This window comes from Tsukamurella sp. M9C (genome assembly GCF_020169415.1).
Classification (GTDB): domain Bacteria; phylum Actinomycetota; class Actinomycetes; order Mycobacteriales; family Mycobacteriaceae; genus Tsukamurella.
The window spans coordinates 1-24,006 of sequence record NZ_JAIULG010000007.1; the positions used below are offsets into that span (position 1 = coordinate 1).

At 71.6% G+C, this 24,006-nt stretch carries 26 protein-coding genes; 7 read left to right on the top strand and 19 right to left on the bottom strand.

Going from position 1 to position 24,006, the window contains the following annotated elements; translation table 11 throughout:
- Positions 1-76 precede the first annotated feature (76 nt).
- Positions 77-736 (bottom strand): TetR/AcrR family transcriptional regulator, encoded by a 660-nt coding sequence (locus LB823_RS05685; protein WP_224645798.1) that lies wholly within the window; start codon positions 734-736, stop codon positions 77-79.
- A gap of 69 nt (positions 737-805) precedes the next feature.
- Here LB823_RS05685 and LB823_RS05690 point away from each other — a divergent pair, with 69 nt between their 5' ends.
- The 3 genes from LB823_RS05690 (at position 806) to LB823_RS05700 (ending at position 2,975) form a co-directional block, all read left to right on the top strand.
- Positions 806-1,192: a DUF1761 domain-containing protein gene (locus LB823_RS05690; protein ID WP_224645799.1), complete on the top strand. Its 387-nt coding sequence runs from the start codon at positions 806-808 to the stop codon at positions 1,190-1,192.
- 15 nt (positions 1,193-1,207) lie between these two features.
- A complete protein-coding gene (locus LB823_RS05695; RefSeq protein ID WP_224645800.1) occupies positions 1,208-1,495 on the top strand; it encodes a DUF1905 domain-containing protein in 288 nt (95 codons plus the stop codon).
- 76 nt (positions 1,496-1,571) lie between these two features.
- Positions 1,572-2,975, top strand: a complete 1,404-nt coding sequence (locus tag LB823_RS05700; protein WP_224645801.1) for a lipase family protein — start codon at positions 1,572-1,574, stop codon at positions 2,973-2,975.
- Here the strand turns inward: LB823_RS05700 and LB823_RS05705 are convergent, their stop codons facing one another.
- The 18 genes from LB823_RS05705 to LB823_RS05790 all read right to left on the bottom strand — a co-directional run bounded on the left by LB823_RS05705 (position 2,976) and on the right by LB823_RS05790 (position 20,554).
- Complete coding sequence (locus tag LB823_RS05705) at positions 2,976-3,668, bottom strand: TetR family transcriptional regulator (protein ID WP_374201278.1); 693 nt, start codon at positions 3,666-3,668, stop codon at positions 2,976-2,978. It abuts the gene before it with no gap.
- Positions 3,665-3,988, bottom strand: a complete 324-nt coding sequence (locus LB823_RS05710; RefSeq protein ID WP_224645802.1) for a hypothetical protein — start codon at positions 3,986-3,988, stop codon at positions 3,665-3,667. Before LB823_RS05710 ends, LB823_RS05705 begins: the two co-directional genes overlap by 4 nt.
- 15 nt (positions 3,989-4,003) lie before the next feature.
- Positions 4,004-5,449: an NADH-quinone oxidoreductase subunit NuoN gene (nuoN, locus tag LB823_RS05715; RefSeq protein WP_224645803.1), complete on the bottom strand. Its 1,446-nt coding sequence runs from the start codon at positions 5,447-5,449 to the stop codon at positions 4,004-4,006.
- Positions 5,446-6,924 (bottom strand): NADH-quinone oxidoreductase subunit M, encoded by a 1,479-nt coding sequence (locus LB823_RS05720; protein ID WP_224645804.1) that lies wholly within the window; start codon positions 6,922-6,924, stop codon positions 5,446-5,448. Before LB823_RS05720 ends, nuoN begins: the two co-directional genes overlap by 4 nt.
- Complete coding sequence (gene nuoL / locus LB823_RS05725; protein ID WP_224645805.1) at positions 6,921-8,798, bottom strand: NADH-quinone oxidoreductase subunit L; 1,878 nt, start codon at positions 8,796-8,798, stop codon at positions 6,921-6,923. Before nuoL ends, LB823_RS05720 begins: the two co-directional genes overlap by 4 nt.
- A 3-nt stretch (positions 8,799-8,801) precedes the next feature.
- Positions 8,802-9,101 carry an NADH-quinone oxidoreductase subunit NuoK gene (gene nuoK, locus LB823_RS05730; protein ID WP_068741024.1) on the bottom strand — a complete coding sequence of 100 codons (300 nt, stop codon included), beginning with the start codon at positions 9,099-9,101 and terminating at the stop codon, positions 8,802-8,804.
- Positions 9,098-9,889: an NADH-quinone oxidoreductase subunit J gene (locus LB823_RS05735; protein WP_224645806.1), complete on the bottom strand. Its 792-nt coding sequence runs from the start codon at positions 9,887-9,889 to the stop codon at positions 9,098-9,100. Before LB823_RS05735 ends, nuoK begins: the two co-directional genes overlap by 4 nt.
- On the bottom strand, positions 9,886-10,389 hold the full coding sequence (nuoI, locus tag LB823_RS05740; protein ID WP_224645807.1) for an NADH-quinone oxidoreductase subunit NuoI: 504 nt from the start codon (positions 10,387-10,389) through the stop codon (positions 9,886-9,888). The genes LB823_RS05735 and nuoI overlap by 4 nt, the downstream gene beginning before the upstream one ends.
- The gene (nuoH, locus tag LB823_RS05745) at positions 10,382-11,698 is read right to left on the bottom strand and encodes an NADH-quinone oxidoreductase subunit NuoH (RefSeq protein WP_224645808.1); all 1,317 of its coding nucleotides are present in this window, start codon (positions 11,696-11,698) and stop codon (positions 10,382-10,384) included. Before nuoH ends, nuoI begins: the two co-directional genes overlap by 8 nt.
- Complete coding sequence (locus tag LB823_RS05750) at positions 11,695-14,037, bottom strand: NADH-quinone oxidoreductase subunit G (protein WP_224645809.1); 2,343 nt, start codon at positions 14,035-14,037, stop codon at positions 11,695-11,697. The genes nuoH and LB823_RS05750 overlap by 4 nt, the downstream gene beginning before the upstream one ends.
- Positions 14,034-15,374: an NADH-quinone oxidoreductase subunit NuoF gene (gene nuoF, locus LB823_RS05755; protein WP_224645810.1), complete on the bottom strand. Its 1,341-nt coding sequence runs from the start codon at positions 15,372-15,374 to the stop codon at positions 14,034-14,036. The genes LB823_RS05750 and nuoF overlap by 4 nt, the downstream gene beginning before the upstream one ends.
- A complete protein-coding gene (gene nuoE / locus LB823_RS05760) occupies positions 15,371-16,093 on the bottom strand; it encodes an NADH-quinone oxidoreductase subunit NuoE (RefSeq protein ID WP_224645811.1) in 723 nt (240 codons plus the stop codon). The genes nuoF and nuoE overlap by 4 nt, the downstream gene beginning before the upstream one ends.
- The gene (locus tag LB823_RS05765) at positions 16,090-17,349 is read right to left on the bottom strand and encodes an NADH-quinone oxidoreductase subunit D (protein ID WP_224645921.1); all 1,260 of its coding nucleotides are present in this window, start codon (positions 17,347-17,349) and stop codon (positions 16,090-16,092) included. Before LB823_RS05765 ends, nuoE begins: the two co-directional genes overlap by 4 nt.
- Positions 17,350-17,375: 26 nt before the next feature.
- Positions 17,376-18,110, bottom strand: coding sequence for an NADH-quinone oxidoreductase subunit C (locus tag LB823_RS05770; protein WP_224645812.1), 735 nt, complete (start codon positions 18,108-18,110; stop codon positions 17,376-17,378).
- Entirely contained in the window at positions 18,107-18,661 is a 555-nt protein-coding gene (locus tag LB823_RS05775) for an NADH-quinone oxidoreductase subunit B family protein (protein ID WP_224645813.1), read from the bottom strand. Before LB823_RS05775 ends, LB823_RS05770 begins: the two co-directional genes overlap by 4 nt.
- On the bottom strand, positions 18,652-19,014 hold the full coding sequence (locus tag LB823_RS05780) for an NADH-quinone oxidoreductase subunit A (protein ID WP_068524392.1): 363 nt from the start codon (positions 19,012-19,014) through the stop codon (positions 18,652-18,654). Before LB823_RS05780 ends, LB823_RS05775 begins: the two co-directional genes overlap by 10 nt.
- Before the next feature lie 141 nt (positions 19,015-19,155).
- A complete protein-coding gene (locus LB823_RS05785; RefSeq protein WP_224645814.1) occupies positions 19,156-19,551 on the bottom strand; it encodes a hypothetical protein in 396 nt (131 codons plus the stop codon).
- Between the two features lie 28 nt (positions 19,552-19,579).
- The gene (locus LB823_RS05790; RefSeq protein WP_224645815.1) at positions 19,580-20,554 is read right to left on the bottom strand and encodes an isopenicillin N synthase family oxygenase; all 975 of its coding nucleotides are present in this window, start codon (positions 20,552-20,554) and stop codon (positions 19,580-19,582) included.
- A 151-nt stretch (positions 20,555-20,705) separates the two neighbouring features.
- On the opposite strand from LB823_RS05790, the gene eno reads away from it, so the two are divergent.
- From eno to LB823_RS05810, 4 genes are read left to right on the top strand one after another with little or no spacing between them, the layout of a single operon-like run.
- Positions 20,706-21,989 carry a phosphopyruvate hydratase gene (gene eno, locus LB823_RS05795; protein WP_224645816.1) on the top strand — a complete coding sequence of 428 codons (1,284 nt, stop codon included), beginning with the start codon at positions 20,706-20,708 and terminating at the stop codon, positions 21,987-21,989.
- Positions 21,990-22,028: 39 nt separating this feature from the next.
- Entirely contained in the window at positions 22,029-22,448 is a 420-nt protein-coding gene (locus LB823_RS05800) for a septum formation initiator family protein (RefSeq protein ID WP_224645817.1), read from the top strand.
- On the top strand, positions 22,448-22,972 hold the full coding sequence (locus LB823_RS05805; protein ID WP_224645818.1) for a DUF501 domain-containing protein: 525 nt from the start codon (positions 22,448-22,450) through the stop codon (positions 22,970-22,972). The genes LB823_RS05800 and LB823_RS05805 overlap by 1 nt, the downstream gene beginning before the upstream one ends.
- Positions 22,969-23,922 (top strand): Ppx/GppA phosphatase family protein, encoded by a 954-nt coding sequence (locus LB823_RS05810; RefSeq protein WP_224645819.1) that lies wholly within the window; start codon positions 22,969-22,971, stop codon positions 23,920-23,922. Before LB823_RS05805 ends, LB823_RS05810 begins: the two co-directional genes overlap by 4 nt.
- The last annotated feature ends 84 nt before the right edge of the window (positions 23,923-24,006 follow it).

The window sequence follows — 24,006 nt, forward strand, 5'->3', positions numbered from 1 at the left end:
GGGGAGGGGGCGGCGTCAGGCACCGATCCAGTGTATTGGCGCGGTCCGACACGCGCCGACGGGCCCGAGCGCCCGATCAGGCACCGGCGCCGGCCGGCGCGTGGCGGGCCAGGAACGTGGCGACCGCCTCGTCGGCGACGGCGTCCGATTCCTGCTGCGTAGGGCGCGACCGGCCGCCGGTGAGGGTGAGCCGGTTGAGCGGCGCCGCCAGGACGAGCCAGGTGAACTGCTCGGCCGCGGCGGCGGGATCGTCGATGCGCAGCAGGCCGCGGGCGGCCAGGCGTGCGAAGGCGCCGGCGAGGAGCTCCTGATTGCGATCCCAGCTGCGCCGCACGTAGTCGTCGGCGACCTCGGGGAAGCGCTCCGCCTCGGCCGCGACCAGGGCGCGCATCCGCAGGACGGGGCCGCTGAGGACGCCCGCCTGCAGCGTGCCGGCGAGGGCGCGCAGCCCGCGGGCGGCGTCGTCGGTCGCGATGAGTGCGTCGAGGTGCGGCCGCATCGCGTCGCGGCCGCGGTCCACCCAATCCCGGACGACGGCCGCGTACAGGTCGTCCTTCGACGGGTACTGCCGGTAGAGGGTCTGCTTGGAGATGCGGGCACCGGCGGCGACGGCGTCCATCGTCGTGCCCGCGAAGCCGCGGTCGAGGAGCAGGTCCCGCGCGACGGCGAGCAGGTCGGCGCCGCTGCGGCCGCCCGGGCGGCCGCGGAGCCGGGGTGTGCCCTGTGCGGTGTTCATGCCGAAATAGTACTGGACAGTACTCAGATGCGGGCGTAGGGTACTCATTAGTACTAAAAGGAGGACGTCATGATCGTCGCAGGTATCGCCGTCGCCGCGTTCGCGGCATTCGTGCTCAGCTCCGTCTACTACGCGCTCCTCTCTCCGGTGGAGCAGCGGGCGCTCGGGGAGCGGGCGCTCGACCGCGGGAAGCCCGGGCCGGCGAAGGTCGCCGCGGAACTTGTCCGCACGGCCGTGGTCGCGGCGGGATTCGCCTGGGTCGCCGACTGGGCCGGTCTCCTCTCCCTTCCGGCCTCCCTCTCGCTCGCCCTCGTGCTCTGGGTCGCGTTCCCCGTCGTGCTGCTCACCGGATCGATCATCTGGGAGCGCGTGCCGTGGCAGACCGCGGCGATCCACGCGGGCGACTGGCTCCTCAAGCTCGTGCTCATCGCCGTCGCGCTGGGCCTTCTCCACTGATCGAAGGGAAACGCCATGTCCGCCACCGCAGGTCCGCTCGACACCACCTTCACCGCCGTGCTCCGGCGGAGCGAGGCCAAGGGCGGGTGGACGTACGTCGTGCTCGACGGGTCCGCCGAGTTCTTCGGCACCCGTGGCCTCGTCAAGGTCTCCGGGACCATGGACGGGGTCCCGTTCACCAGCTCCTTCATGGCCCTCGGCGACGGGACGCACAAGCTCCCGGTCGCCGCGAAGATCCGCCGCGAGATCGGCAAGGAGGAGGGCGACGCGATCACGGTCCACCTCGAGCGCCGCCTGAGCTGAGTCACAGCACCCCTTGACAGGTGACGGGGGTCACTTTAAGTTCCTTCTTATGGTGAATGAAACATCAGCGTTCCGGATGGGATCGCGTGTCCTCGCGGCGCTGATCGGCGCCGTCCTCGTGATCGCGACCGGGATCGCGACGGCCCCGAGCGCCCGGGCGCTGCCGCCCCTCGTCGAACCGGCACCGCCCGCCGACGCCTTCTACGACCGCCCCGCGGACCTGGCGTCACTCAAGCCCGGCGAGATCGTGCGCACCCGCACCACGTCGATCCGCTCGCTGCAGGTGATGCCCCTCAACGTGGACGCCTGGCAGCTCGCCTACCGGACCACGGGCATGAACGGCGAGCCCGACCTCAGCGTCACCACCGTGATGGTGCCGCGCGGCAAGAAGCCCACCAAGCTGCTCTCCTACCAGGCGGCTGCGGACTCGACGCTGCGCATCTGCCAGTCCTCGTACTCGACCACCAAGGGCGGCCCCATCGACCTGGCCGCAAAGGAGGGCCCGCTCACGTTCGGTATGCCCGCCGCGGAGCTGCTGTTCGCCGGCCTCGGCGTGCAGGAGGGCTGGGCCGTCGCTATGCCCGACCACGGCGGCGGCGACGACCGCTTCCTCACCCCGCGCCAGCCGGGATGGGCCGTGCTGGACGGCATCCGGGCGGTGGAGAACTTCTCCCGCCTCGGACTGAACGCGAAGACCCCCGTCACGCTGTGGGGCTACTCGGGCGGCGCGATCGCCAGCAGCTGGACCATCGAGGAGCACCCGACCTACGCGCCCGAGCTCAACATCCGCGGCGCCGCCTTCGGTGCGCCGGAGCGCGACCTCGCGGCCTCGCTCAAGGCCGTGAACACCTCGCTGCTCGCGGGCCTCATCCCGCTCGCCCTCTCCGCGCTCGGCAAGGACTCAGAGGAGTTCCGCGGCGCCCTCGACAAGGTGCTCACCCCCGAGGGCCGGGCACGCGTGAACGAGACCCGCCGGCACTGCATGCCGCAGAACGTCGTGGCCAACCTGTGGTTCGACTACAACCGGATGCTCACCAAGCCGGTCGACGAGGTGCTGCGGATTCCGATCATCGCCAAGACCATTCGCGAGCGCGGCGTGAGCGGCCGGGTCCCGACGGTGCCCGCCTACGTCTACAACGGCATCACCGAGGAGGTCGCCCCGATCACGGGGACCGACAAGCTCGTGGACTCGTACTGCAAGGGCGGCGCGTCCGTGACCTACCGCCGCGAGGAGTTCCCGCCGAACCCGGTCAAGCAGCTCATGACCACCCACGGCACCGTCGTGGTGACCGGCGCGGGCGGCGCGTTCGACTGGCTCAAGCAGCGGATGGACTCGACCGGTCCGGCACCGTCGGGCTGCGACATCCGGAACGTCTTCAGCAGCGGGCTCGAGCCCGCGGCGATCGGCACCTTCGGCCAGGCGATCGGTACCGTCCTCGCCTCGCTGGTCGGCGCGCCGATCGGGGCCGGGCCCAGGTAGTCAGTCGCCGGGGGCGGGCTCGACGGTGCCGTCGGGCTCGCCCAGCTGGCTCGGCTCGATGGCGACGGGGTTCTCCTTGAGGCCGATGAGGCCGTACCAGGAGAGGTTCACGATGTGGGCGGCCACCGCCTCCTTGGGCGGGTTGCGCACCTCCAGCCACCACTGCGCGGTCATGGCGACCATGCCGACGAGTGCCTGCGCGTAGAGCGGGGCCAGCTCGGGGTCGAGGTTCTTGTTCTCGAACTCGCTCTCGAGGTGGATCTCGACCTGGCTGACCAGGTCGTTGAGCAGCGTCGAGTAGCCGCCGGTGTGCTCCGCCGAGCTGTTACGGGTGAGGATCCGGAAACCGTCGGCCCGCTCCTCGACGTACGTGAGCAGTGCGAGGGTGATCTGCTCGATCCGCGTCTTGGAGCGGTCCTCGAGCAGTGCCCGGGAGAAGACCTCGAGGACCATCTCCATCTCGCGGTCCACGACCACCGCGTAGAGGCCCTCCTTGCCGCCGAAGTGCTCGTAGACAACGGGCTTGGAGACGCCGGCCTTCGACGCGACCTCCTCGATGGTCGCCGCCTCGTAGCCGCGGTCGGCGAACACCGAGCGCGCGGTGTCGACCAGCTGGTTGCGGCGCTCGGCCGCGGGCATCCGCTTCCGCGCCGGCGCGCCGGGCGCGCGATTCGGCTTGGCGGAGGAGGTCACGGTGTGTCCGTCGCGCCGGGCTCGGGCGCGGCATCGTCGGCGTCGTCGGCGGGCTTGCGCGCGGCCTCGGCCTGCGCGGCCACCTGCGCCCGGTACGCGGCCTCGGCCCGGTCGTGCTGCTTCTTGATGAACCGGCTCGCGAAGATCAGGCCCACGAAGAACAGCAGCTCGAAGACGATGGCCGCGACGTACAGCACCCGTGCCGTCGTCGTGGTGGCATCGGTCAGCCGCCAGATCAGTACGCCGAGCACCAGCAGCAGGACGGCACCCATCGGCTTCAACTGCAGGCCGTTGCTGAACGGAAGCGGCTTGTCACTCATGAGTGACGATTCTACTTACCGCCCGGTGAACACCGTGAGATCGGCGAACAGGTCCAGCAGGGGCTGTGGGAAGACGCCCAGCGCGACCACGGCCACCACACCGAGCGCGATCGCGAAACCGGTGAGCGGATCCACCCGGGGAACGTCGGGCGCGAACTCGTGGGCGGGCGCGAAGTACATCGTCATCAGGACCCGGATGTAGAAGACCGCGGCCAGCGCGCTGGCGAGCACGCCGACCACGACCAGCCATCCTCCGCCGCGCTGTGCGGCCGCCGTGAACACCGCGAACTTGCCCGCGAAACCGCCTGTCAGGGGGATTCCGGCGAAGGAGAGCAGGAACAGGGCCATGGCACCCGCGAGGAGCGGGCGGGTCCGGCCCAGCCCGGCCCACCGGTCCAGGTCGGCCACCTCCGCGGTCGTGCCGTCGGCCCGCGTCTCGCGGACGGCGGCGGCCACCGCGAACCCGCCGACCGTGCTGAGCCCGTACACCGCGAGGTAGAAGCAGACCGCGCCCGTGCCGCGGACCGTCCCCGCGAAGACGCCGATGAGCAGGAAGCCCGTGTGCGCGATCGCCGAATAGGCGAGCAGGCGCTTGACGTCCGACTGCGTGACCGCGATGACCGAACCCACGACGACGGTGACCACGGCGACCGCCGCGATCACCGGACGCCACGGCACGTCCCGGAAGGCGACCAGGGTGAGCCGCACGATCACGCCGAACGCCGCGATCTTCGTCGCCGCCGCCATGAACGCGGTCACGGGCGTCGGCGCGCCCTGGTAGACGTCGGGAACCCAGGAGTGGAAGGGCACGGCGCCGGCCTTGAACAGCAGGCCCACGCCGATCAGTGCGGCCCCGAGGGTGCCGAACACCGCGTCCTGCGGGACCGCCGCGATCGACGTGGAGCCGGTCGCCGCGAAGCGCAGGGCGATGCCGAACAGGAGGATCGCCGAGCTGAACGCGCCCAGCAGGAAATACTTCAGCGCCGCCTCGAGCGGCAGCAGCCCGCGCCGTTTCGCCAACGCGCACAGCAGGTACAGCGGCAGCGAGAAGACCTCGAGCGCGACGAACAGCGTCAGCCAGTCCTGCGCCGAGACGAAGGCCAGCATGCCGCCGAGCGCGAACAGCGTCAGCGGCACCGCCTCGGTGTGCGTCAGCGAGTCGTAGCGCGCCACCATCAGCGCGAGCGCCGGGAGCGTCGAGATCAGGAGCAGCCCCTGCAGCGCGAGGGAGAGGCCGTCGTCCGCGACCGCGCCCGCCAGTACCGCGCGCGGGCGCTCGCCGGTGTCCGCGAGCACCGCCACGGCGATCAGCGCAGCCAGCACGGCGCCCCCGCCGAGCACCGCGTGCACCCGGGCGCGGAGCGCCGCGGGCGCGAACGACTCGACCATCACGCCGACGATCGCGGCCACGAAGACGATGAGCGCCGGCGCGATCTGCGCGTACTCGATCGACGGGTTCATCGGGCGACCTCCGCGACAGTGGGCGAGACCGACGGGTTGATCGCGTCCAGCGCGGGAGCGGGGAAGAAGCCCAGCACGAACAGGGCGACGACCAGCGGCACGAGCACGAGCAGCTCGCGCGGCCGTGCGTCGTCGACGGTGCGCTCCACCTCCTCCGGCACGGGCCCCGTGAACATGCGCTGGTAGGTCCACAGCACGTACATCGCCGACAGCACCAGCGCGACCACCGCGACGATCGCGGCGACCGCCCACCGCGGGTAGGTGCCGACCACCACCAGGAGCTCGGAGACGAAGGGGCCGAGGCCCGGCAGCGAGAGGGTCGCCAGGCCCGCGATGAGGAAGATCGCGCCCAGCTTCGGCGCCCGCGACCAGGCGCCGCCGAAATCGCCGATCCGGCGACTCCCACGGCGCGCCACCAGGACCCCTGCGGTGAGGAACAGCGCCGCCGTCGCGACGCCGTGGTTGACCATGTAGAGCACCGAACCGGCCTGCGAGTCGCCGGTGCGCGCGAAGACGCCGAGGATGATGAAGCCGAAGTGGCTGATCGACGTGTACGCGATGAGCGACATCACGTCGGACTGCCCGATCGCGAGGATCGCGCCGTAGACGATGCCGATCACCGCGAGCGCCGCGACCCACGGCGCGAAGCGGGCCGCCGCGTCGGGGAACAGTGTGAGGCAGTAGCGCAGCATCGCGAAGGTGCCCACCTTGTCGACGATCGCCATCATCAGCACGGCCGTCGGGGGATTCGTCTGCACCGCCGCGCCCGGCAGCCAGGTGTGCAGCGGCCACAGCGGCGCCTTCACCGCGAAGGCGAACAGGAATCCCAGGAACATCAGGTCCTGCGCGATGCCGGGGCCGGGCCGCGCACCGTCGAGCAGCGCGCGCAGGTCGAAGGTGCCGGACGCGGCGTACAGCCCGACCACGGCGGCCAGCATCACGAGCCCGCCGGCGAGGTTGTAGAGCAGGAACTTCACGGCGGCGTGCGTGCGGACCGCGGCATCGCTTCCCGTGCCGCCGAACCCGGCCAGGAGGAAGTACAGCGGGATCAGCATGGCCTCGAAGACCAGGTAGAACAGCAGCACGTCGGTGGTGACGAAGCTGACGAGCACCATCGCCTCGACCGCGAGGGTGAGCGCGACGTAGGTGCCGGCGCGTTCGCTCTCCGGCGCGGTCTCGCGCCAGGCGGCGAGCAGCAGGACCGGCAGCAGGGCGGTGGTGAGCAGCACCAGCACCAGCCCGGTGCCGTCGAGCCCGAGGCGGTAGCCCGCGCCGAAGGACGGTATCCAGGAATGCGATTCGACGAACTGGAAGCCGCCCGCGGGGTCGAAGGCGAACGCCAGACCGATGCCGATCAGCAGCGCTACGAGCGCGGCCGCCAGCCCGATCCACCGCGCGGCGCGGGGCACGGCCGCGGCGGCGACGGCACCGACCGCGGGCGCCGCCCACAGCAGCGTCAGCCACGGCCCGCTCATGAGAGCCACACCGCCGCGGCGCCGATGAGCACCGCCGTCCCGGCCAGCATGGCCAGCGCGTAGCTGCGCGCGTACCCGGTCTGCGAGCGCCGCAGCAGGAGCGAGCCGAGGTGCACTCCGGCGGGGATCGCGTCGACCGCACCGTCGATGCCCTTGCGCTCGGCCACGAGCAACGCCTCCGTGGCGGCCTGTCCGGGGCGCATGAAGACGGCCTCGTTGAGGGCGTCGCCGTACAGGTCCTGCCGGGCCGCGCGCGTCAGGGCGCTCACCGCCGACGGTGCCTCCACGGGCACCGTCCGCGTCAGGCGGACCGCCACCGCGACGCCGATCGCGACGGCGCCGAGGACCAGCAGTGTGACCGCCCAGGCGGGGATCGCGTGGTGCGCCTCGGGCGCGGATCCGACGGCGGGCGCGAGGAAGTCGGACAGCGTGCCGCCGATCACCAGGAGCGCGCCCGCGCCGACGCTGCCCAGCGCCAGCACGACCATGGGCGCCGTCATCACCCGCGGCGACTCGTGCGGATGCGTGCCCTCGCGCCAGCGGCGCGCGCCGAAGAAGGTCAGCACCATCACCCTCGTCATGTAGAAGCCCGTGATCCCCGCGCCGAGGATCGCGGCGCCGCCCAGCACGGCGCCCTGGAATCCGCCGCGGCCCAGCGCGGCCTCGATGATCCCGTCCTTGGTGAAGAAGCCCGACAGCGGCGGGACGCCGATGATCGCGAGGTAGCCCAGGCCGAAGGTGACCGCGGTGACCGGCATGACCTTCGCCAGGCCGCCGTACCGGCGCATGTCCGTCTCATCGTTCATCCCGTGCATCACCGAGCCCGCGCCCAGGAAGAGACCGGCCTTGAAGCAGCCGTGCGCCAACAGGTGCGCGATCGCCAGGGCGTAACCCGCGGGACCGAGCCCGGCGGCGAGCACCATGTAGCCGATCTGGCTCATGGTCGACGCTGCGAGGGCCTTCTTGATGTCGTCCTTCGCGCAGCCGATCACGGCGCCGAAGAGCAGCGTCACCGCGCCGACGGCGAGCACGACGCCCTGCGCCACCGGTGCCGCCTCGAAGACGGGGCCGGTGCGCACGATCAGGTAGACGCCCGCGGTGACCATCGTCGCGGCGTGGATGAGGGCGGAGACGGGGGTGGGGCCCTCCATCGCGTCGCCGAGCCAGCTCTGCAGCGGTACCTGCGCCGATTTGGCGCAGGCCGCCAGCAGGAGCAGCAGCCCGAGCCAGGTGAGCACGCCCTCGCCGGCCTCACCGGACCGGGGGAGGAACTCGCCGAACGTGGTGGTGCCGAAGGTCATGAGGGTGACCGCGACCGCGAGCGCGAGGCCCATGTCGCCGACGCGGTTGACGATGAAGGCCTTCCGCGCGGCGGTCGCGGCCGAGGGCTTGTGCTGCCAGAAGCCGATGAGCAGGTAGGACGCGAGACCCACGCCCTCCCAACCGAGGTAGAGCACCACGAGGTCGTCCGCGAGGACCAGCACCAGCATCGCGCCCAGGAACAGGTTGAGGTAGCCGAAGAACCGTCGCCGGCCCGGATCGGCCTCCATGTAGCCGATCGAGTAGACGTGGATCAGCGTGCCGACGCCCGTGATCAGCAGCGCGAAGCACACCGACAGTTGGTCGAGCCGGAAGGCCAGGTCCACCGAGAGGTCGCCGCCCGAGAACCAGTGGTAGAGAACGGTGCCCACCGACCTGTCCGCGCCGTCCCGGGCCAGGAGCAGGCCGAAGGCGACGGCCGCGACCGCGAAGGACAGCGCCGCGACCGCGGTCCCGAACAGGTGCCCCCAGGCGTTCGTCCGGCGCCCGCCGAGCAGCAGCACCGCCGCTCCGGCGAGGGGGATCAGCGGCAGAGCCGCGACGAGTACGGTCACCGGTCACCGCCTCAGCAGGTGCGGCTCGTCGACGGACACGGACTTGCGGACCCGGAAGATCGCGATGATGATCGCCAGGCCCACCACTACCTCGGCGGCGGCCACCACCATGGTGAAGAAGGCGAGCACCTGTCCGTGCGGCACGGCGTGCATGCGGCCCGCGGTGACGAGCGCGAGGTTCGCGGCGTTGAGCATCAGCTCCACGCACATGAACACCACGATGGCGTTGCGGCGCAGCAGCACCCCGGCGGAGCCGATCGCGAACAGCAGCGCGGCGAGGTACAGGTAGAGGTGCGGGTTCACGGCGTCACCTCCTCGTCGCGGAGCGCGTGCGGAACGTCGTCGTCGAGCGACGGGGCGCGGTCGGGGAGCGCCCGCCGCTCGCCCGGCACGCGCGGTGTCAGCGTGTGGTTCACGGAGTCGAGCGCGGGCGACCCGTCGGGCAGCCGACCGGGCAGGTCGACGGCGTTGCCCAGCGCGTAGACGCCGGGGTTGGGCAGCGGCGTGGCGCGGCGGCCCTCGCGGAACCGGCGGATCGACTGCTCGCGCTGGCTGAGCGCGGTGGCGAGCTTCTCCCGGTGGGCGAGGATCATCGCGCCCAGCGTGGCGGTGATCAGCAGCGCGGCGGTGAGCTCGAAGGCCCACAGGTAGCGGACGAAGACGGTGTCGGCCAGGGCCTCCACGGAGTTCGGCGGGTACTCGCCCGATCCCGCTCCCTGCGCGGCCCCGGCGCCGACGTCCCGGAGCGAGGCCCGGGCCACGAGGCCGATGAGCAGCATTCCGAAGGCGAGACCCGCGACGGCGGCGCCGATCCGGTGCCCGCGCAGGGTCTCGACGAGGGAGTCCGAGGAGTCGACGCCCACCAGCATGACCACGAAGAGGAAAAGCATCATCACGGCGCCGGTGTAGACCACGATCTGCACGACGCCGAGGAAGGTCGCGCACTGGGAGATGTAGAGGATCGCGAGCAGGATCATGGTGGCGGCCAGGCACAGGGCCGAGTAGACGGCCTTGGAGGCCAGCACGACGCCCAGGGCGAAGACCACCGCGGGCACCGCGACGATCCAGAACGCCCACTCCTCCCCGGTCATTCGTCCACCGCCCCCTTGTAGTAGTCGGTGGCGGTGAGGCCCTCGCGCATCGCGTGCGGCGGCGGCACCTCACCCTCGTGCAGCGGGGCGAGCAGATCGTCCTTGTCGTAGATCAGCGCGCCGCGATCGCGGTCGGCCATCTCGTAGTCGTTCGTCATGGTGAGCGCGCGCGTCGGGCAGGCCTCCACGCACAGGCCGCAGCCGATGCACCGCAGGTAGTTGATCTGATAGGTCCGGCCGTAGCGCTCGCCGGGGGAGTACCGCTCCTCCTCGGTGTTGTCGGCGCCCTCCACGTAGATCGCGTCCGCGGGGCAGCTCCACGCGCACAGCTCGCAGCCGATGCACTTCTCCAGCCCGTCGGCGTACCGGTTCAGTTGGTGCCGCCCGTGATACCGGCCGGCGGTGGGCGAGGGCTCCTCCGGGTAGTTCTCCGTGACCGGCTTGGTGAACATGGTCCGTAGGGTCACGCCGAATCCGGCGAGGCCGAGGGGATCAGCCATGGGACGCCTCCTTCGCTTCGGCCTCGCGCGGCAGGGCACGTCGGGCGGGCTCGGACAGGTACTGGCCCGGCATGGGCGGCACGGGGAAGCCGCCGGCCATCGGATCGAAGGGCAGCGAGAAGGTCTCGGGATCGGGGCCGGGCTCGGGGGCCTTCTGCCGACGGTGCCGCGCCACCAGGACGGCGAGCACGGCGAGGGTGAAGAGCAGCGAGACGACGGGCGCCAGCACCGTCGTCGAGTGCCCGGCGAGGGCCCACGCCTGCACCGCGCCGGCGACCAGCACCCAGGCCAGCGCGGTCGGGATCAGCAGCTGCCAGCCGAACCGCATGAACTGGTCGTAGCGCAGCCGCGGCAGCGTGGTGCGCAGCCAGATGAAGGCGAACAGGAAACACCACACCTTGCCCACGAACCAGATCACCGGCCACCAGCCGGAATTCGCGCCCTCCCACATGTTCAGCGGCCACGGCGCGTGCCAGCCGCCGAGGAACAAGGTGGTGGCGAGCGCCGAGACCGTGGTCATGTTCACGTACTCCGCGAGCATGAACATCGCGAACTTCAGCGAGCTGTACTCGGTGTGGAAGCCGCCCACCAGCTCGCCCTCGGCCTCGGGCAGGTCGAAGGGCGCGCGGTTCGTCTCGCCGACCATCGAGACCACGTACACGACGAACGAGGGCAGCAGCAGGAAGACGTACCAGGTGCCCTCCTGCCGCCCGACGATGCCCGACGTGGCCATCGTGCCCGCGTACAGGAAGACGGCGGCGAAGCTCAGGCCCATCGCGACCTCGTAGCTGATCACCTGGGCCGTGGAACGCAGGCCGCCGAGCAACGGGTACGTGGAGCCGGAGGACCAGCCGGCCAACACGATGCCGTACACGCCGATGCTGGTGATCGCGAGGACGTACAACACCGCGACGGGAAGATCGGTGAGCTGCAGCGGCGTCCACGTCCCGAACACCGACACCTGCGGCCCGAACGGGATCACGGCGAAGGCCATGAACGCCGGGATGGTGGCGATGATAGGCGCCAGCAGGTACACGGGCTTGTCGACGCCCGCGGGCGTGATCCCCTCCTTGAGCGCCAGCTTGATGCCGTCCGCGAGGGACTGCAGGATGCCGAAGGGCCCCACCCTGTTCGGCCCGTACCGGTGCTGCATCCGAGCCATCACCTTGCGCTCGATGAGGATCGCGGCGAGCACCGTCACGACCAGGAAGGCGAAGACCGCGACGGCCTTGATCAGGATCAGCCACCACGGGTCCCGGCCGAACGCGGAGAGGTCGACGGGGTCGTGCGGTCCGAGGGCGAGCATCATCGGGCCACCCCGATCCCGACCACGGCGCCCCAGCCGACCCCCAGCGTCTCGCCGACGGTGCTGCCGGGCGAGTTCCGGGGAACCCACACCACGCCGTCGGGCATGTCGGTCACCTGGAGCGGCAGGGTGATCGTGCCGCGGTCGGTCGAGATCGACACGTCGGCGCCGTCCGCGGCGAGGATCCCCGTCGCGGTGGCCGCGGACATCCGCGCGACGGGCCGCCGCGCCGTCGCCGCCAGATCGGGCTCGCCGTCCTGTCCGCGACCCAGGTCGAGCAGCTGTCGCCACGTCGCGAGCAGGGCCTCGCCGTCGCCCGGGACGGCGACGGTGCCGGGGCGCCCGGCGACGGGGCGGCGCGGCGGCCGGACCGAGCCCAGCGCGCGGAGCGCGGCGGCGGCACCGTCTGCGTCGGTGAAGCCGAGGTCGGCGCGCATCGACTGCGCGAGGACGGCGAGGACCCGCGCGTCCGCGAGGGCGCCGGGCGAGGGGAGCGCCGCGGCGAAGGAGCGGTCGCGGCCCTCCCAGTTGCGGAAGGTGCCCGCGCGCTGCGTCACGGTGGCGACGGGGAGCACCACGTCGGCGCGGGCGGTGACCTCGGACTCCCGCTGCTCGAGGCTCACCACGAAGGCGGCGTCGAGGGCGCGGCGCGCGGCGTCGGGGTCGGGCAGATCGCCGATGTCGACCGCGCCGCACACCAGGGCGGGCAGGTCGCCGGACGCGGCGGCGGCGAGGATTCCGGCGGTGTCGCGGCCGGGGCCGTCGGGAAGGGTGACGCCCCACAGCGCCTCGACCTCCATGCGGTGGGCGTAGTTCGCGGTGAGGCGGCCGCCGGGCAGCATCCCGGCCAGCGCCCCCGCCGCGATCGCGCCGGGCTCGCCCGCGCGGCGCGGGATCCACGCCAGCCGGGCACCGGTGGTGCCCGCGAGCGCCGCCGCCGCGGCGAGGGCCTCGGGGGTCTCGGCGAGTCGCTCGCCGACGAGGATGACCGCTCCGGGCACGGAGAGCCGCTGCGCCAGGTCGGGGTCGGCGAGCGCGGCGGCCTCGCCGCCGGGGGCGCACCCGAGGAGTGTGCCGTCGAGGCGGCCCAGGCCGCGGGAGGCGAACGGGGCGATCGACAGCACCCGGGTGCTGCCGGCGCGCACCGACTTCCGCAGCCGCAGGTGCACGATGGGCGACTCCTCCTCGGGCTCGAAACCCGCGAGCAGCACGACCGGCGCCGCCTCGAGATCGGCGTAGGTCACCCCGCCCACCACGCCGGAGGCCAGGAACGCCGCCTCCTCCGCGCTGTGCGGCCGGACCCGGAAGTCGATGTCGTTGGTGTGCAGGGCGATCCGTGCGAAGGCGGAGTAGGCGTACAGGTCCTCGACCGTGCCGCGCCCGCCGGCGAGGACGCCCGCGGCCCGGCCGGTCAGCCCCTCTGCGGCGGCGGCGATCGCCTCCGGCCACGAGGCGGAGACGAGGGTGCCGTCGGCCCCGCGGACCAGCGGCGTGGTCAGGCGATCCGGCGCCGCGGCGTAGGCGAAGGCCCAGCGGCCCTTGTCGCAGCTCCACTCCTCGTTGACCGCGGGATCGTCGCCGGCGAGGCGGCGCAGCACCTCGCCGCGGCGGTGGTCCACCCGTAGGTCGCAGCCGCTGGCGCAGTGCTCGCACGCCGACGGGGTGGAGGTCAGGTCGAAGGGGCGGGCCCGGAATCGGTAGGAGGTGTTGGTGAGCGCGCCGACGGGGCAGATCTGCACCGTGTTGCCGGAGAAGTACGAGTCGAGCGGCTGATCGCCCGCGACGCCCACCTGTTGCAGCGCACCGCGATCCATGAGTTCGATGAAGTCGTCGCCGGCGATCTCGTCGGAGAAGCGGGTGCACCGGGCGCACAGCACGCAGCGCTCGCGGTCGAGCACGATCTCCGCCGAGAGCGGGATGGGCTTGGGGTACGTGCGCTTGTCGGCGGCCGGGAAGCGCGACGTGGCGCGGCCGGCGGACATGGCCTGGTTCTGCAGCGGGCACTCGCCCCCCTTGTCGCACACCGGGCAGTCCAACGGGTGGTTCACGAGCAGCAGCTCCATCACGCTGCGCTGCGCGCCGGCAGCGGCGGCGGAGGTGGCCTGCGTGCGCACGATCATGCCGTCGGTCACCGTCGTGGTGCACGAGGCCAGCGGCTTGCGCTGGCCCTCCACGTCCACGAGGCACTGTCGGCACGCGCCCGCGGGTGCGAGCAGCGGGTGATCGCAGAACCGGGGGATGGCGATGCCGAGGTCCTCGGCAGCGCGGATCACGAGAGTACCCGGCGGGACCTCGATCTCGATGCCGTCGATGGTGGCCTTCACGGGCTCCGGGGCGGTCATCGGGCACCTCCCGGGACCGGGGCCTCGCGCATCGAGGCCGCGGGGTCGAAGGGGCAGCCGCCCTCGGCGACGTGCCGTTCGTACTCCTCGCGGAAGTACTGCAGCGAGCTCTGGATGGGGCTGGCGGCACCGTCGCCCAAGGCGCAGAAGGCCTTGCCGAGCACGCCGTCGGCCACCTCGGCGAGCGTGTCCAGGTCCTCCACGCGTCCCTCGCCCTCCTCCAGCCGGCGCAGGAGCCGCACCAGCCAGTAGGTACCCTCGCGGCACGGCGTGCACTTGCCGCACGACTCGTGCGCGTAGAACTCCAGCCAGCGCAGCACCGCCCGGACGACGCAGACGGTGTCGTCGAAGATCTGGAGGGCCTTGGTGCCCAGCATCGATCCGGCGCCGGCCACGCCCTCGTAGTCGAGCGGCACGTCGAGGTGCTCCGCCGTGAGCAGCGGCGTCGACGATCCGCCGGGCGTCCAGAACTTCAGCTCGTGCCCGGGGCGCACGCCGCCTGCGAGCTCCAGCATCTCGCGCAGCGTGACCCCGAGCGCCGCCTCGTACTGCCCGGGCCGCACCACGTGCCCCGAGACCGAGTACAGCGTGAACCCGGGCGACTTCTCGCTGCCCATGGTGCGGAACCACTCGGCGCCGCGGGCGAGGATCGCCGGCACGCTGGCGATCGACTCGACGTTGTTCACGCACGTCGGCGAGGCGTAGAGACCCGCGACGGCGGGGAAGGGCGGCCGCAGCCGCGGCTGCCCGCGACGGCCCTCCAACGAGTCCAGCAGCGCCGTCTCCTCGCCGCAGATGTACGCGCCCGCGCCACCGTGAACGACGAGGTCCAGGCTGAATCCGCTGGGGCCCATCGGCTTGCCGAGGTAGCCCGCCGCGTACGCCTCGGCGACGGCGGCGCGCAGCCGTCGCTGCACGCCCAGCACCTCGCCGCGGACGTAGATGAACGCCTGACGTGCTCGGATCGCGTACGAGGCGATGATGACGCCCTCGATCAGCGTGTGCGGCGTGGCGAACATGAGCGGCATGTCCTTGCAGGTGCCGGGCTCGGATTCGTCGGCGTTCACCACGAGGTAGTGCGGCTTGTCGGCGCCGGGCTTGGGGGCCTCGCCGTCGCGCAGCTGGGGGATGAAGCTCCACTTCAGGCCCGTCGGGAAGCCGGCGCCGCCGCGGCCCCGCAGGCCCGCGTCCTTCACCAGCCCGATCACGTCGTCGGGCGCCATCGCGAGCGCGCGGTCGAGACCCTCGTACCCGCCCGCCGCACGGTAGGAGGCGAGGGTCCAGGGCTCGGGGTCGCCCCAGCGGGCGGAGAGCACGGGGGTGAGGTGCGCGGTCATGACTCCGCCTCCCGCACGGCCTGCAGGCCGGCCATCGTCGGGGCGCCGCCGGCACCGGAGGCGGACACGGCGCCCGGCCGGGCGTCATCGAAACCGGCCAGCAGGCGGGCGGTCTCGCGGAAGGAGACGAGCGGTGCGCCCCGCGTCGGCGACGGCGGCCGGCCGGAGCGCAGCGCGTCGACGAGGTCGCGGGCGCTCGCCACCGTCTGGTCGTCGAAGAACTCCCAGTTGACCATGACGACGGGGGCGTAGTCGCACGCCGCGTTGCACTCGATCCGCTCGACGGTGACCCGCCCGTCGGCCGTGGTGCCGCCGGGGGCGATCCCGAGGTGATCGCACAGGGAGGAGAGGATCGCGTCGCCGCCGAGGACCGCGCACAAGGTGGTGGTGCAGACGCCGACCAGGTACTCGCCGGTGGGTCCGCGCCGGTACATCGAGTAGAAGGTGGCGACGGAGACCACCTCGGCCGCGGTGAGGTCCAGTGCGCCCGAGCAGAATTCGATGCCGGCGGGGGTGATGTAGCCGTCCTCGGACTGCACCAGGTGGAGCAGGGGCAGCAGCGCGGACCGCTTCTCGGGGTACCGGGCGATGAGCTGTGCGGCGTCGGCGGCGAGGCGCTCCGCGACGGCCGCGGGGTACGCGGTGGGCGCACCGGGCCGGTACAGCTGCACCTTCTCCTGCGGCCGCGCGCCGAACTCGAGGAAGACGGGCTCGCTCATCGGTCCACCCCTCCCATCACCGGGTCGATGCTGGCCACGGCCGCGATGACGTCGGAGACCATGCCGCCCTCGCACATCGCCGCCACCGCCTGCAGATTCGTGAACGACGGATCGCGGAAGTGGACGCGGTACGGGCGGGTGCCGCCGTCGCTCACGGCGTGCACCAGGAGCTCGCCCCGCGGCGCCTCGACGGAGACGGCCACCTGTCCGGCGGGGACCGCGAAGCCCTCGGTCACCAGCTTGAAGTGGTGGATCAGCGACTCCATGGACTCGCCCATGATCTCCGCGATGTGAGCGCGCGAGTTTCCAAGGCCGTCGGGGCCGACCTTCAGGTCCGCGGGCCAGCCGAGCCGGGCGTCCTCGACCATCACCGGCCCGGGCGTCAGCTTGTCCAGGCACTGCTCGACGATGCGCAGCGACTGGGTCATCTCCAGCACCCGGATCAGATAGCGGCCGTAGCAGTCGCAGCCGCTGTCGGTGATCACGTCGAACTCGTAGTCCTCGTAGCCGCAATACGGTTCGCTGCGGCGCAGGTCGTGCGGCAGGCCCGTCGACCGCAGTACCGGGCCCGTGATGCCCAGCGCCATGCAGCCGGTGAGGTCGAGGTAGCCGATGTTCTTGGTGCGCGCGATCCAGATCGGGTTCTCGGTGAGCATCGACGCCATGGACGCCAGCTGCGGCGGCAGCGTCCGCAGCAGCTCGCGGATCTGTGGGATCGCCTCGTCCGGCAGGTCGGCCGCGACGCCGCCGGGACGGATGTAGGCGTGGTTCATCCGCAGTCCGGTGATGGTCTCGAAGACGTCCAGGATCTGCTCGCGGATCTCGAAGCCGCGCAGCATGGGGGAGACCGCCCCCAGCTCCATGCCGCCCGTGGCCAGCGCCACGAGGTGACTCGTGACGCGGTTGAGTTCCATGAGCAGCACGCGGATGACCGTCGCGCGCTCGGGGATCTCCTCGGTGATGCCGAGCAGCTTCTCCACGGCCAGGCAGTAGGCGGTCTCGTTGAACAGCGGTGCCAGGTAGTCCATCCGGGTGACGAAGGTGGTGCCCTGCGTCCAGGTGCGGAACTCGAGGTTCTTCTCGATGCCGGTGTGCAGGAAGCCGATCCCGCACCGTGCCTCCGTCACCGTCTCGCCGTCGAGCTCGAGGATCAGGCGCAGCACGCCGTGCGTCGACGGGTGCTGCGGGCCCATGTTCACCACGATCCGCTCCTGGCCGATCGCCTCGGCGGCGATGTCGTCCCAGTCGGAGCCCATGGCGGTGAACTCGGTGTAGTCGGTGGTCACGAGTACGACCTCCGGGTGTCGGGCGCGGAGACCTCGGCGCCGTGGAACTCGACGCCGATCCCGCCCAGCGGGTAGTCCTTGCGCTGGGGGTGACCCTCCCAGTCGTCCGGCATCTCGATCCTGGTGAGCGAGGGGTGCCCGTCGAAGACGATGCCGAAGAAGTCGTAGGTCTCCCGCTCGTGCCAATCCGTCGTCGGGTAGACGGGGAACAGCGACGGGATGTGCGGATCGGCGTCGGGGCAGGAGGTTTCGAGGCGCAGCCGGCGCCCGTGCGTGATCGACTGCAGGTGCGTGACCGCGCGCAGTTCCGCGCCGGCGTCCTCGGGGAAGTGCACGCCCGAGGTGCCCAGACACATCTCGAACCGCAGCGCGGGCTCGTCGCGCAGCAGCCGCGCCACCGCCACCACATGCTCGCGCGGCACCCTCAGCGTGACCTCGCCGCGGAACACGACCACCGCGCGGACGGCCTCCTCGGAGGACGCACCGTCGGACCGGTCCAGCGCCGACCGCAGGACCGCGACGACCCCGTCGTAGCCCGCGGGCAGGGGCTCCTCGCCGGGCCCGGGCATCGCGACCGGACGGCTGATCCGCCCGTAGCCGGAGGTGTCACCGGTGCCGCCGCTGAACATGCCGGTGCGCGTGCGGACGACGTCGGACTGCGACGCAGCGGGTTCGACGGTGCCGGATTCGTCGGTCCGGCCGGGCTCGGGCAGCTCGGGGGAGTCGGTCATCGCAGCAGGCCCTTGAATTCGATGGTGGGACGCGCGGCGAGAGCGGCCTCCTCCGCTGCGCGGCGCGCGGCCTCGCGGTTCACGCCCATCGGCGTCTCCGCGACCTTCTCGTGCAGGGCCAGCAGGGCGTTGAGCAGCATCTCCGGGCGCGGCGGGCAACCGGGCAGATAGATATCCACGGGCACCACGTGGTCGACGCCCTGCACCACGGCGTAGTTGTTGAACATGCCGCCCGAGCTGGCGCAGACCCCCATGGCGAGGACCCATTTCGGCTCCGCCATCTGGTCGTACACCTGCCGCAGCACCGGCGCCATCTTCTGGCTGACGCGGCCGGCGACGATCATCAGGTCGGCCTGCCGGGGCGAGGCGCGGAAGGCCTCCATGCCGAACCGGGCGATGTCGAAGCGGGGACCGGTGGTGGCCATCATCTCGATGGCGCAGCAGGCCAGGCCGAACGTGGCCGGCCACAGCGATCCCTTCCGCGCGTACCCCGCCACGCCCTCGAGCGTCGTCAGCAGAAAACCACCGGGAACCTTGTCTTCTAGTCCCAACTCAGTCCCCCTCGACGCCACTCGTAGACATAGGCGACCGTGACGTTCACCAGGAACAGCGCCATCGCGAGCAGGCCGTACGTGCCCAGCACGTCGAAGTGCACCGCCCACGGATAGAGGAAGACGATCTCGATGTCGAAGATGATGAACAACATGGCCGTCAGGTAGAACTTCACCGGGAACCGGCCGCCGCCCGAGGCCGGCGTGGGCGAGGGGTCGATGCCGCACTCGTAGGCCTCGAGCTTCGCGCGATTGATCCGGCGCGGCCCGACGAACCGGGCGACGCCCACGGAGAACACCGCGAAGGCGGCCGCGATCGCCCCGAGTACCAGGATGGGCACGTACAGGTTCACGGCGGTGCTCCCTTCGCGGCGTATGCGAAATCCCAGTCAGCAGAACCGGTTAGGTTCCCCTGAGTGAAGTTGTGAGCTACATCACGACTATATGTCCAACGTTTGATCGGGGTGGGCTTTTGGGGCGAGCGTGTCTGTTTCTCAGAGCGTCGCGGTGGCGAGCAGCTGCCCGGCGGCGCCCGCCAACTCGAACGGGTCCAGCGGATGGCTCACCCAGTCGTCGGCTTGGGACCACCGTGCCAACCAGCCGTCGGCGCGGCGGGCTGTGATGACCAGCAGGGGCGGGCACGGCTCGATCTCGTCGCGCACCTGCCGGGCCAGGCCCAGCCCGCCCGCGGGGGCGGCTTCGCCGTCGAGCACGACCAGGGCGACCCCACCCTCGTCGAGCCGGGCGATGACGGCGGGCGCGGTCGCGACCTCGAGGACGGTGATCGGGGGTCTGTCCGGGGCCGGGCGGGAGCCCAGGGCGGCGGTGATCTCCGCGCGGTGGCGCGCGTTGGAGCTGTAGACGAGGACGAGCGGGGCTGCGCCGGTCATGGTCCCCACACTAGGGACGCCGGTCGGGTTACGAAGCGGATTGCGGGTAGTGCCGCGCCGCGACGTCCGGGTGCGCCCGCAGGCGGCTCTTCCAGGCGTTCGCGCCGTAGGTGTCGAAGATCGGATTGTCCGGGTCGACGGTGACGCCCGTCCGCAGGTCCGCGGGGAGTGGCAGATGCGGCATCCGCGCCGTGACGGAGGGGTTGAAAAAATAGGGCACCGAGATCCGGTCGGCGCCGGTGCTCCGGTTCAGCACCCGGTGCTCGGTGGCGTGCAGGTAGCCGTCGGTGCCCACCTCCAGCATCTCGCCCAGGTTGACGATGAAGGCACCGGGCAGCGGCGGCACGTCCACCCACTCGGCCGCGCCGGGTGGCAGCACCTGCAGGCCCTGCGACGCGGGGTCCACGAGCAGGAGCGTCAGCACGCCCGAGTCCTTGTGGGCGCCCACACCCTGCTCGGAATCCGTCCCCGCGGGGTAGCGGACGATCTTGATCAGCGTCGCCGGCTGATCGGCGAAGGCCTCGTCGAAGACGTGCGGATCGGCGCCGAGCGATCGGGCCCACGCCCGCAGCAGCGCGAGCGAGATCCGCGACAGGTCCGCGTCCCACCGCTCCATCACCGCGCGCAGCGCAGGCAGGTGCTCCGGCCACTGGTTCGGGCCGAGCAGGTTCCGGTAGTCCGGCCCCGGGCCCGACGGTGCCGGATCCTCCCGACCCAGGTCGATCTGCTCACGCCAGTCGACCTCGCCGCGGGTGAACTCGCCGCCCAGGCGCGTGTAGCCGCGGAAGTGCGGCGAGTTCGTCATCGCGATGGCGTCCTTCTCGGCCTGCGGCAGCGCGAAGAAGTCGCGGGCGACGCCGAGCACCTCCTCGATGCGTTCCGGCGGCAGGCCGTGGCCCGTCAGGTAGAAGAAGCCGACGTCGTGCGCGGCGGCGCGGACGGCACCGTCGAACTGCGCGGGGTCGGTGTCGAGGAGGGCGAGGTCGAGCACCGGGACGGACATGACCGCAGGGTAGCGCCGTCGGCTCCAGGTATGAGCGGATCCGATCAGTGTGATCGGGACTTCGTGCGCGCCGGGCTTCGTGTCGCGGGTGCCGGGCACTAGGCTGGCTCCTGAGTTGCCCCCGAGCTCGGCCAGTGCATAAGGAGAGACCGTGTCCGAAATCATCCAGGTAGGCGCCCGCGAGATCCTCGATTCCCGTGGTAACCCGACGGTGGAGGTGGAGATCGTGCTGGCCGATGGCAGCTTCGCTCGTGCGGCGGTGCCGTCGGGTGCGTCGACCGGTGAGCACGAGGCCGTGGAGCTGCGGGATGGTGGCGAGCGGTATGGCGGCAAGGGCGTCACGAAGGCCGTCGAGGGTGTGCTGGATGTCGTCGCGCCTGAGGTGATCGGTATCCCCGCTGACGAGCAGCGGATCATCGATCAGACCCTGCTGGATCTGGACGGCACCCCGGACAAGAGCCGCCTGGGTGCGAACGCCCTGTTGGGTGTGTCGCTGGCGGCGTCGAAGGCCGCCGCCGAGTCGGCGGCGCTGCCGCTGTTCCGGTACCTGGGTGGCCCGAACGCGCACATCCTGCCGGTGCCGATGATGAACATTCTCAACGGCGGCGCGCATGCGGATAGCGGTGTGGATGTGCAGGAGTTCATGGTCGCGCCGATCGGGGCGGAGACGTTCAAGGAGTCGCTGCGCTGGGGTACCGAGGTGTACCACTCGCTCAAGTCGGTGCTCAAGAGCAAGGGGCTGAACACCGGCCTGGGCGATGAGGGTGGTTTCGCCCCGTCGGTCGCGGGCACTCGGGAGGCGCTGGAGCTGATCTCGGAGGCCGTCGGCAAGACCGGGCTGAAGCTGGGCTCGGACGTGGCGTTGGCGCTGGATGTGGCGGCGACGGAGTTCTACAGCCCTGAGGGGTACAAGTTCGAGGGCAAGGTGCTCACCGCGGCGCAGATGGGTGAGTTCTACGCCGAGCTGATCGGTGAGTTCCCGCTGGTCTCGATCGAGGATCCGCTCTCGGAGGACGACTGGGAGGGGTGGGTCGACCTGACGGATGCGATCGGCGACAAGATCCAGCTCGTCGGCGACGATCTGTTTGTCACCAACCCCGAGCGGCTGGAGGATGGCATCGCCCGGGGTGCCGCGAACGCGCTGTTGGTGAAGGTCAATCAGATCGGCACGCTGACGGAGACGCTGGATGCGGTGGCGTTGGCGCACAACAACGGCTACAAGTCGATGATGAGTCATCGCTCGGGTGAGACGGAGGACACCACCATCGCCGACCTGGCCGTGGCGGTGGGCTCGGGGCAGATCAAGACCGGCGCCCCGGCGAGGTCGGAGCGGGTGGCGAAGTACAACCAGCTGCTGCGCATCGAGGAGGAGCTGGGCGACGCCGCGCGGTACGCCGGCGATACCGCCTTCCCCCGCTTCGAGTTCACCAGCTAGTCGCCGTAGCACACCGAGAGTCGAAGGAGCACAGCCGAAGTGAGCAGTAGGTCCCGCCTCGTGCGCAGCCCGTCGGGCGGCGATGCCCGTGCGGACGGACGGAGCGCGGGGCGGACCGTCGTGCTGTTCCTCGTGCTGTGCGTCCTCGCCCTCACCCTCGCCGTGCCGGTCCGGACGTACATGTCCGAGCAGGCCCGCGAGGAGAAGGTGGCGGCCGAGCACGCCCAGTTGCTCGCCGACATCGCGCGGCTCGAGGAGCAGAAGCGCCTGCAGGACGACCCGGAGTACGTCAAGGCGCAGGCCCGGATCCGGCTGCAGTACGTGATGCCCGGTGAGACGCCCTACCGCGTGCAGGTGCCCGGTGCGCCGAAGCCGACGCCGGAGCAGGTGGAGGCCGAGCAGGCGAAGCAGAACCCCTGGTACACCAATGTCTGGCGCACGATCGCGGTGCCGCACTGATGAGTGACGCAGTAGCTCAGGAGGATCTGGACCGGGTCGCCGCGCAGCTGGGCCGGGAGCCCCGCGGCGTGCTCGCCATCGCCTACCGCACCCCGGACGGCGAGCCCGCGGTGGTCAAGACCGCGCCGCGGCTGCCCGACGGCACGCCCTTCCCCACGCTCTACTACCTCACGGACCCGCGGCTCACCGCCGAGGCCAGCCGGCAGGAGAGCGCGGGAGTCATGCGCGAGATGGAGGCGCTGCTCGCCTCCGACGAGGCCATCGCCGAGAACTACCGCGCGGCGCACCGGCACTACCTCGAATCCCGCAACGCCCTGGAGGATCTGGGCACCGACTTCACCGGCGGCGGCATGCCGGACCGGGTGAAGTGCCTGCACGTGCTCATCGCCTACGCGCTCGCCGAGGGCCCCGGGGTCGTCCGGCTTGGCGACGAGGCCGTCGCCCTCGCCGCGGCAGCGGGCCTGCGCGGCAGCGCGATCCCGGCCGACTGGCCGGAGCCCCGGTTCCCCTGGGGCGGTGAGTGAATCCCCTGATCGTCGCGGCGATCGACTGCGGTACCAACAGTATCCGCCTGTACGTCGCGCGCGCCTCCGACGCGGGACTCGTGGAGCTGCACCGCGACATGCGGATCGTCCGGCTCGGTCAGGGCGTGGACGCCACGGGCGAGTTCGCCGCCGAGGCACTCGAGCGCGTCCGGGTGGCGCTCGCCGACTACGTCTCCACGGCACTGGAACTGGGTGCGACCCGGGTCCGCATGGTCGCCACCTCCGCCGCCCGCGACGTGTCCAACCGCGATGCGTTCCTCGACCTCACCGCCGCCGCGCTGGGCCGGATCACGCCGGGTGCGCGTGCCGAGGTGATCGCCGGCACCGAGGAGGCGGAGCTCTCCTACCGCGGCGCCACCGCCGGGCTGTCGGCCGACGACCCGGCCCTCGTGGTCGACCTCGGCGGAGGCTCGACGGAGCTCGTCGTCGGATCCGGAGGCGCCGTCGCGCACGCCTATTCGGCCGACATCGGCTGCGTGCGGATCACCGAGCGTGCGTTGCGTTCGGACCCGCCGACCGCCGCCGAGGTGGCGGAGGCGACCTTCCACATCGACGCCGCCCTCGACGAGGCCACCGCCCTCGTACCGCTGGACGGCGTCCGCACCTGGATCGGCGTGGCCGGGACCTTCACGACGTTAGCCGCGCTGGCACACGGCCTCACCGAGTACGACCCCGCACTGATCCACGGCTCGCGGGTGCCGCTGGGCGATCTCGTCGCGCTGTGCCGCCGACTGGTCGCGATGACGTCGGCGGAGCGCCTGGCGCTGGGCCCGATGCACCCCGGTCGCGCGGACGTGATCGGCGGCGGCGCGCTGGTGGCGATGCGGCTGGCCGAGCGGCTGGCCGCCGTCGGCGTGACCGAGCTCACCGTTTCCGAGCACGACATCCTCGACGGCGTGGCCATGGGGCTCGCCGAACCCGGGAATTAACGCACTGTTGACGAACTCACAGCCTTTCGGCAGCGCACGAAGCGGTTTCGCAGCCTAACGTCTTCGTCAGACGGCGAAAGGAAG

What these genes read in the sequence shown, in the direction of transcription:
- LB823_RS05685 (WP_224645798.1), bottom strand. Translation starts at nt 736, where the DNA reads ATGAACACCGCACAGGGCACACCCCGGCTCCGCGGCCGCCCGGGCGGC.
- LB823_RS05690 (WP_224645799.1), top strand. Translation starts at nt 806, where the DNA reads ATGATCGTCGCAGGTATCGCCGTCGCCGCGTTCGCGGCATTCGTGCTC.
- LB823_RS05695 (WP_224645800.1), top strand. Translation starts at nt 1,208, where the DNA reads ATGTCCGCCACCGCAGGTCCGCTCGACACCACCTTCACCGCCGTGCTC.
- LB823_RS05700 (WP_224645801.1), top strand. Translation starts at nt 1,572, where the DNA reads ATGGGATCGCGTGTCCTCGCGGCGCTGATCGGCGCCGTCCTCGTGATC.
- LB823_RS05710 (WP_224645802.1), bottom strand. Translation starts at nt 3,988, where the DNA reads ATGAGTGACAAGCCGCTTCCGTTCAGCAACGGCCTGCAGTTGAAGCCG.
- nuoN (WP_224645803.1), bottom strand. Translation starts at nt 5,449, where the DNA reads ATGAACCCGTCGATCGAGTACGCGCAGATCGCGCCGGCGCTCATCGTC.
- LB823_RS05720 (WP_224645804.1), bottom strand. Translation starts at nt 6,924, where the DNA reads ATGAGCGGGCCGTGGCTGACGCTGCTGTGGGCGGCGCCCGCGGTCGGT.
- LB823_RS05735 (WP_224645806.1), bottom strand. Translation starts at nt 9,889, where the DNA reads ATGACCGGGGAGGAGTGGGCGTTCTGGATCGTCGCGGTGCCCGCGGTG.
- nuoI (WP_224645807.1), bottom strand. Translation starts at nt 10,389, where the DNA reads ATGGCTGATCCCCTCGGCCTCGCCGGATTCGGCGTGACCCTACGGACC.
- nuoH (WP_224645808.1), bottom strand. Translation starts at nt 11,698, where the DNA reads ATGATGCTCGCCCTCGGACCGCACGACCCCGTCGACCTCTCCGCGTTC.
- LB823_RS05750 (WP_224645809.1), bottom strand. Translation starts at nt 14,037, where the DNA reads ATGACCGCCCCGGAGCCCGTGAAGGCCACCATCGACGGCATCGAGATC.
- nuoF (WP_224645810.1), bottom strand. Translation starts at nt 15,374, where the DNA reads ATGACCGCGCACCTCACCCCCGTGCTCTCCGCCCGCTGGGGCGACCCC.
- nuoE (WP_224645811.1), bottom strand. Translation starts at nt 16,093, where the DNA reads ATGAGCGAGCCCGTCTTCCTCGAGTTCGGCGCGCGGCCGCAGGAGAAG.
- LB823_RS05765 (WP_224645921.1), bottom strand. Translation starts at nt 17,349, where the DNA reads ATGGGCTCCGACTGGGACGACATCGCCGCCGAGGCGATCGGCCAGGAG.
- LB823_RS05770 (WP_224645812.1), bottom strand. Translation starts at nt 18,110, where the DNA reads ATGACCGACTCCCCCGAGCTGCCCGAGCCCGGCCGGACCGACGAATCC.
- LB823_RS05785 (WP_224645814.1), bottom strand. Translation starts at nt 19,551, where the DNA reads ATGACCGGCGCAGCCCCGCTCGTCCTCGTCTACAGCTCCAACGCGCGC.
- LB823_RS05790 (WP_224645815.1), bottom strand. Translation starts at nt 20,554, where the DNA reads ATGTCCGTCCCGGTGCTCGACCTCGCCCTCCTCGACACCGACCCCGCG.
- LB823_RS05805 (WP_224645818.1), top strand. Translation starts at nt 22,448, where the DNA reads ATGAGTGACGCAGTAGCTCAGGAGGATCTGGACCGGGTCGCCGCGCAG.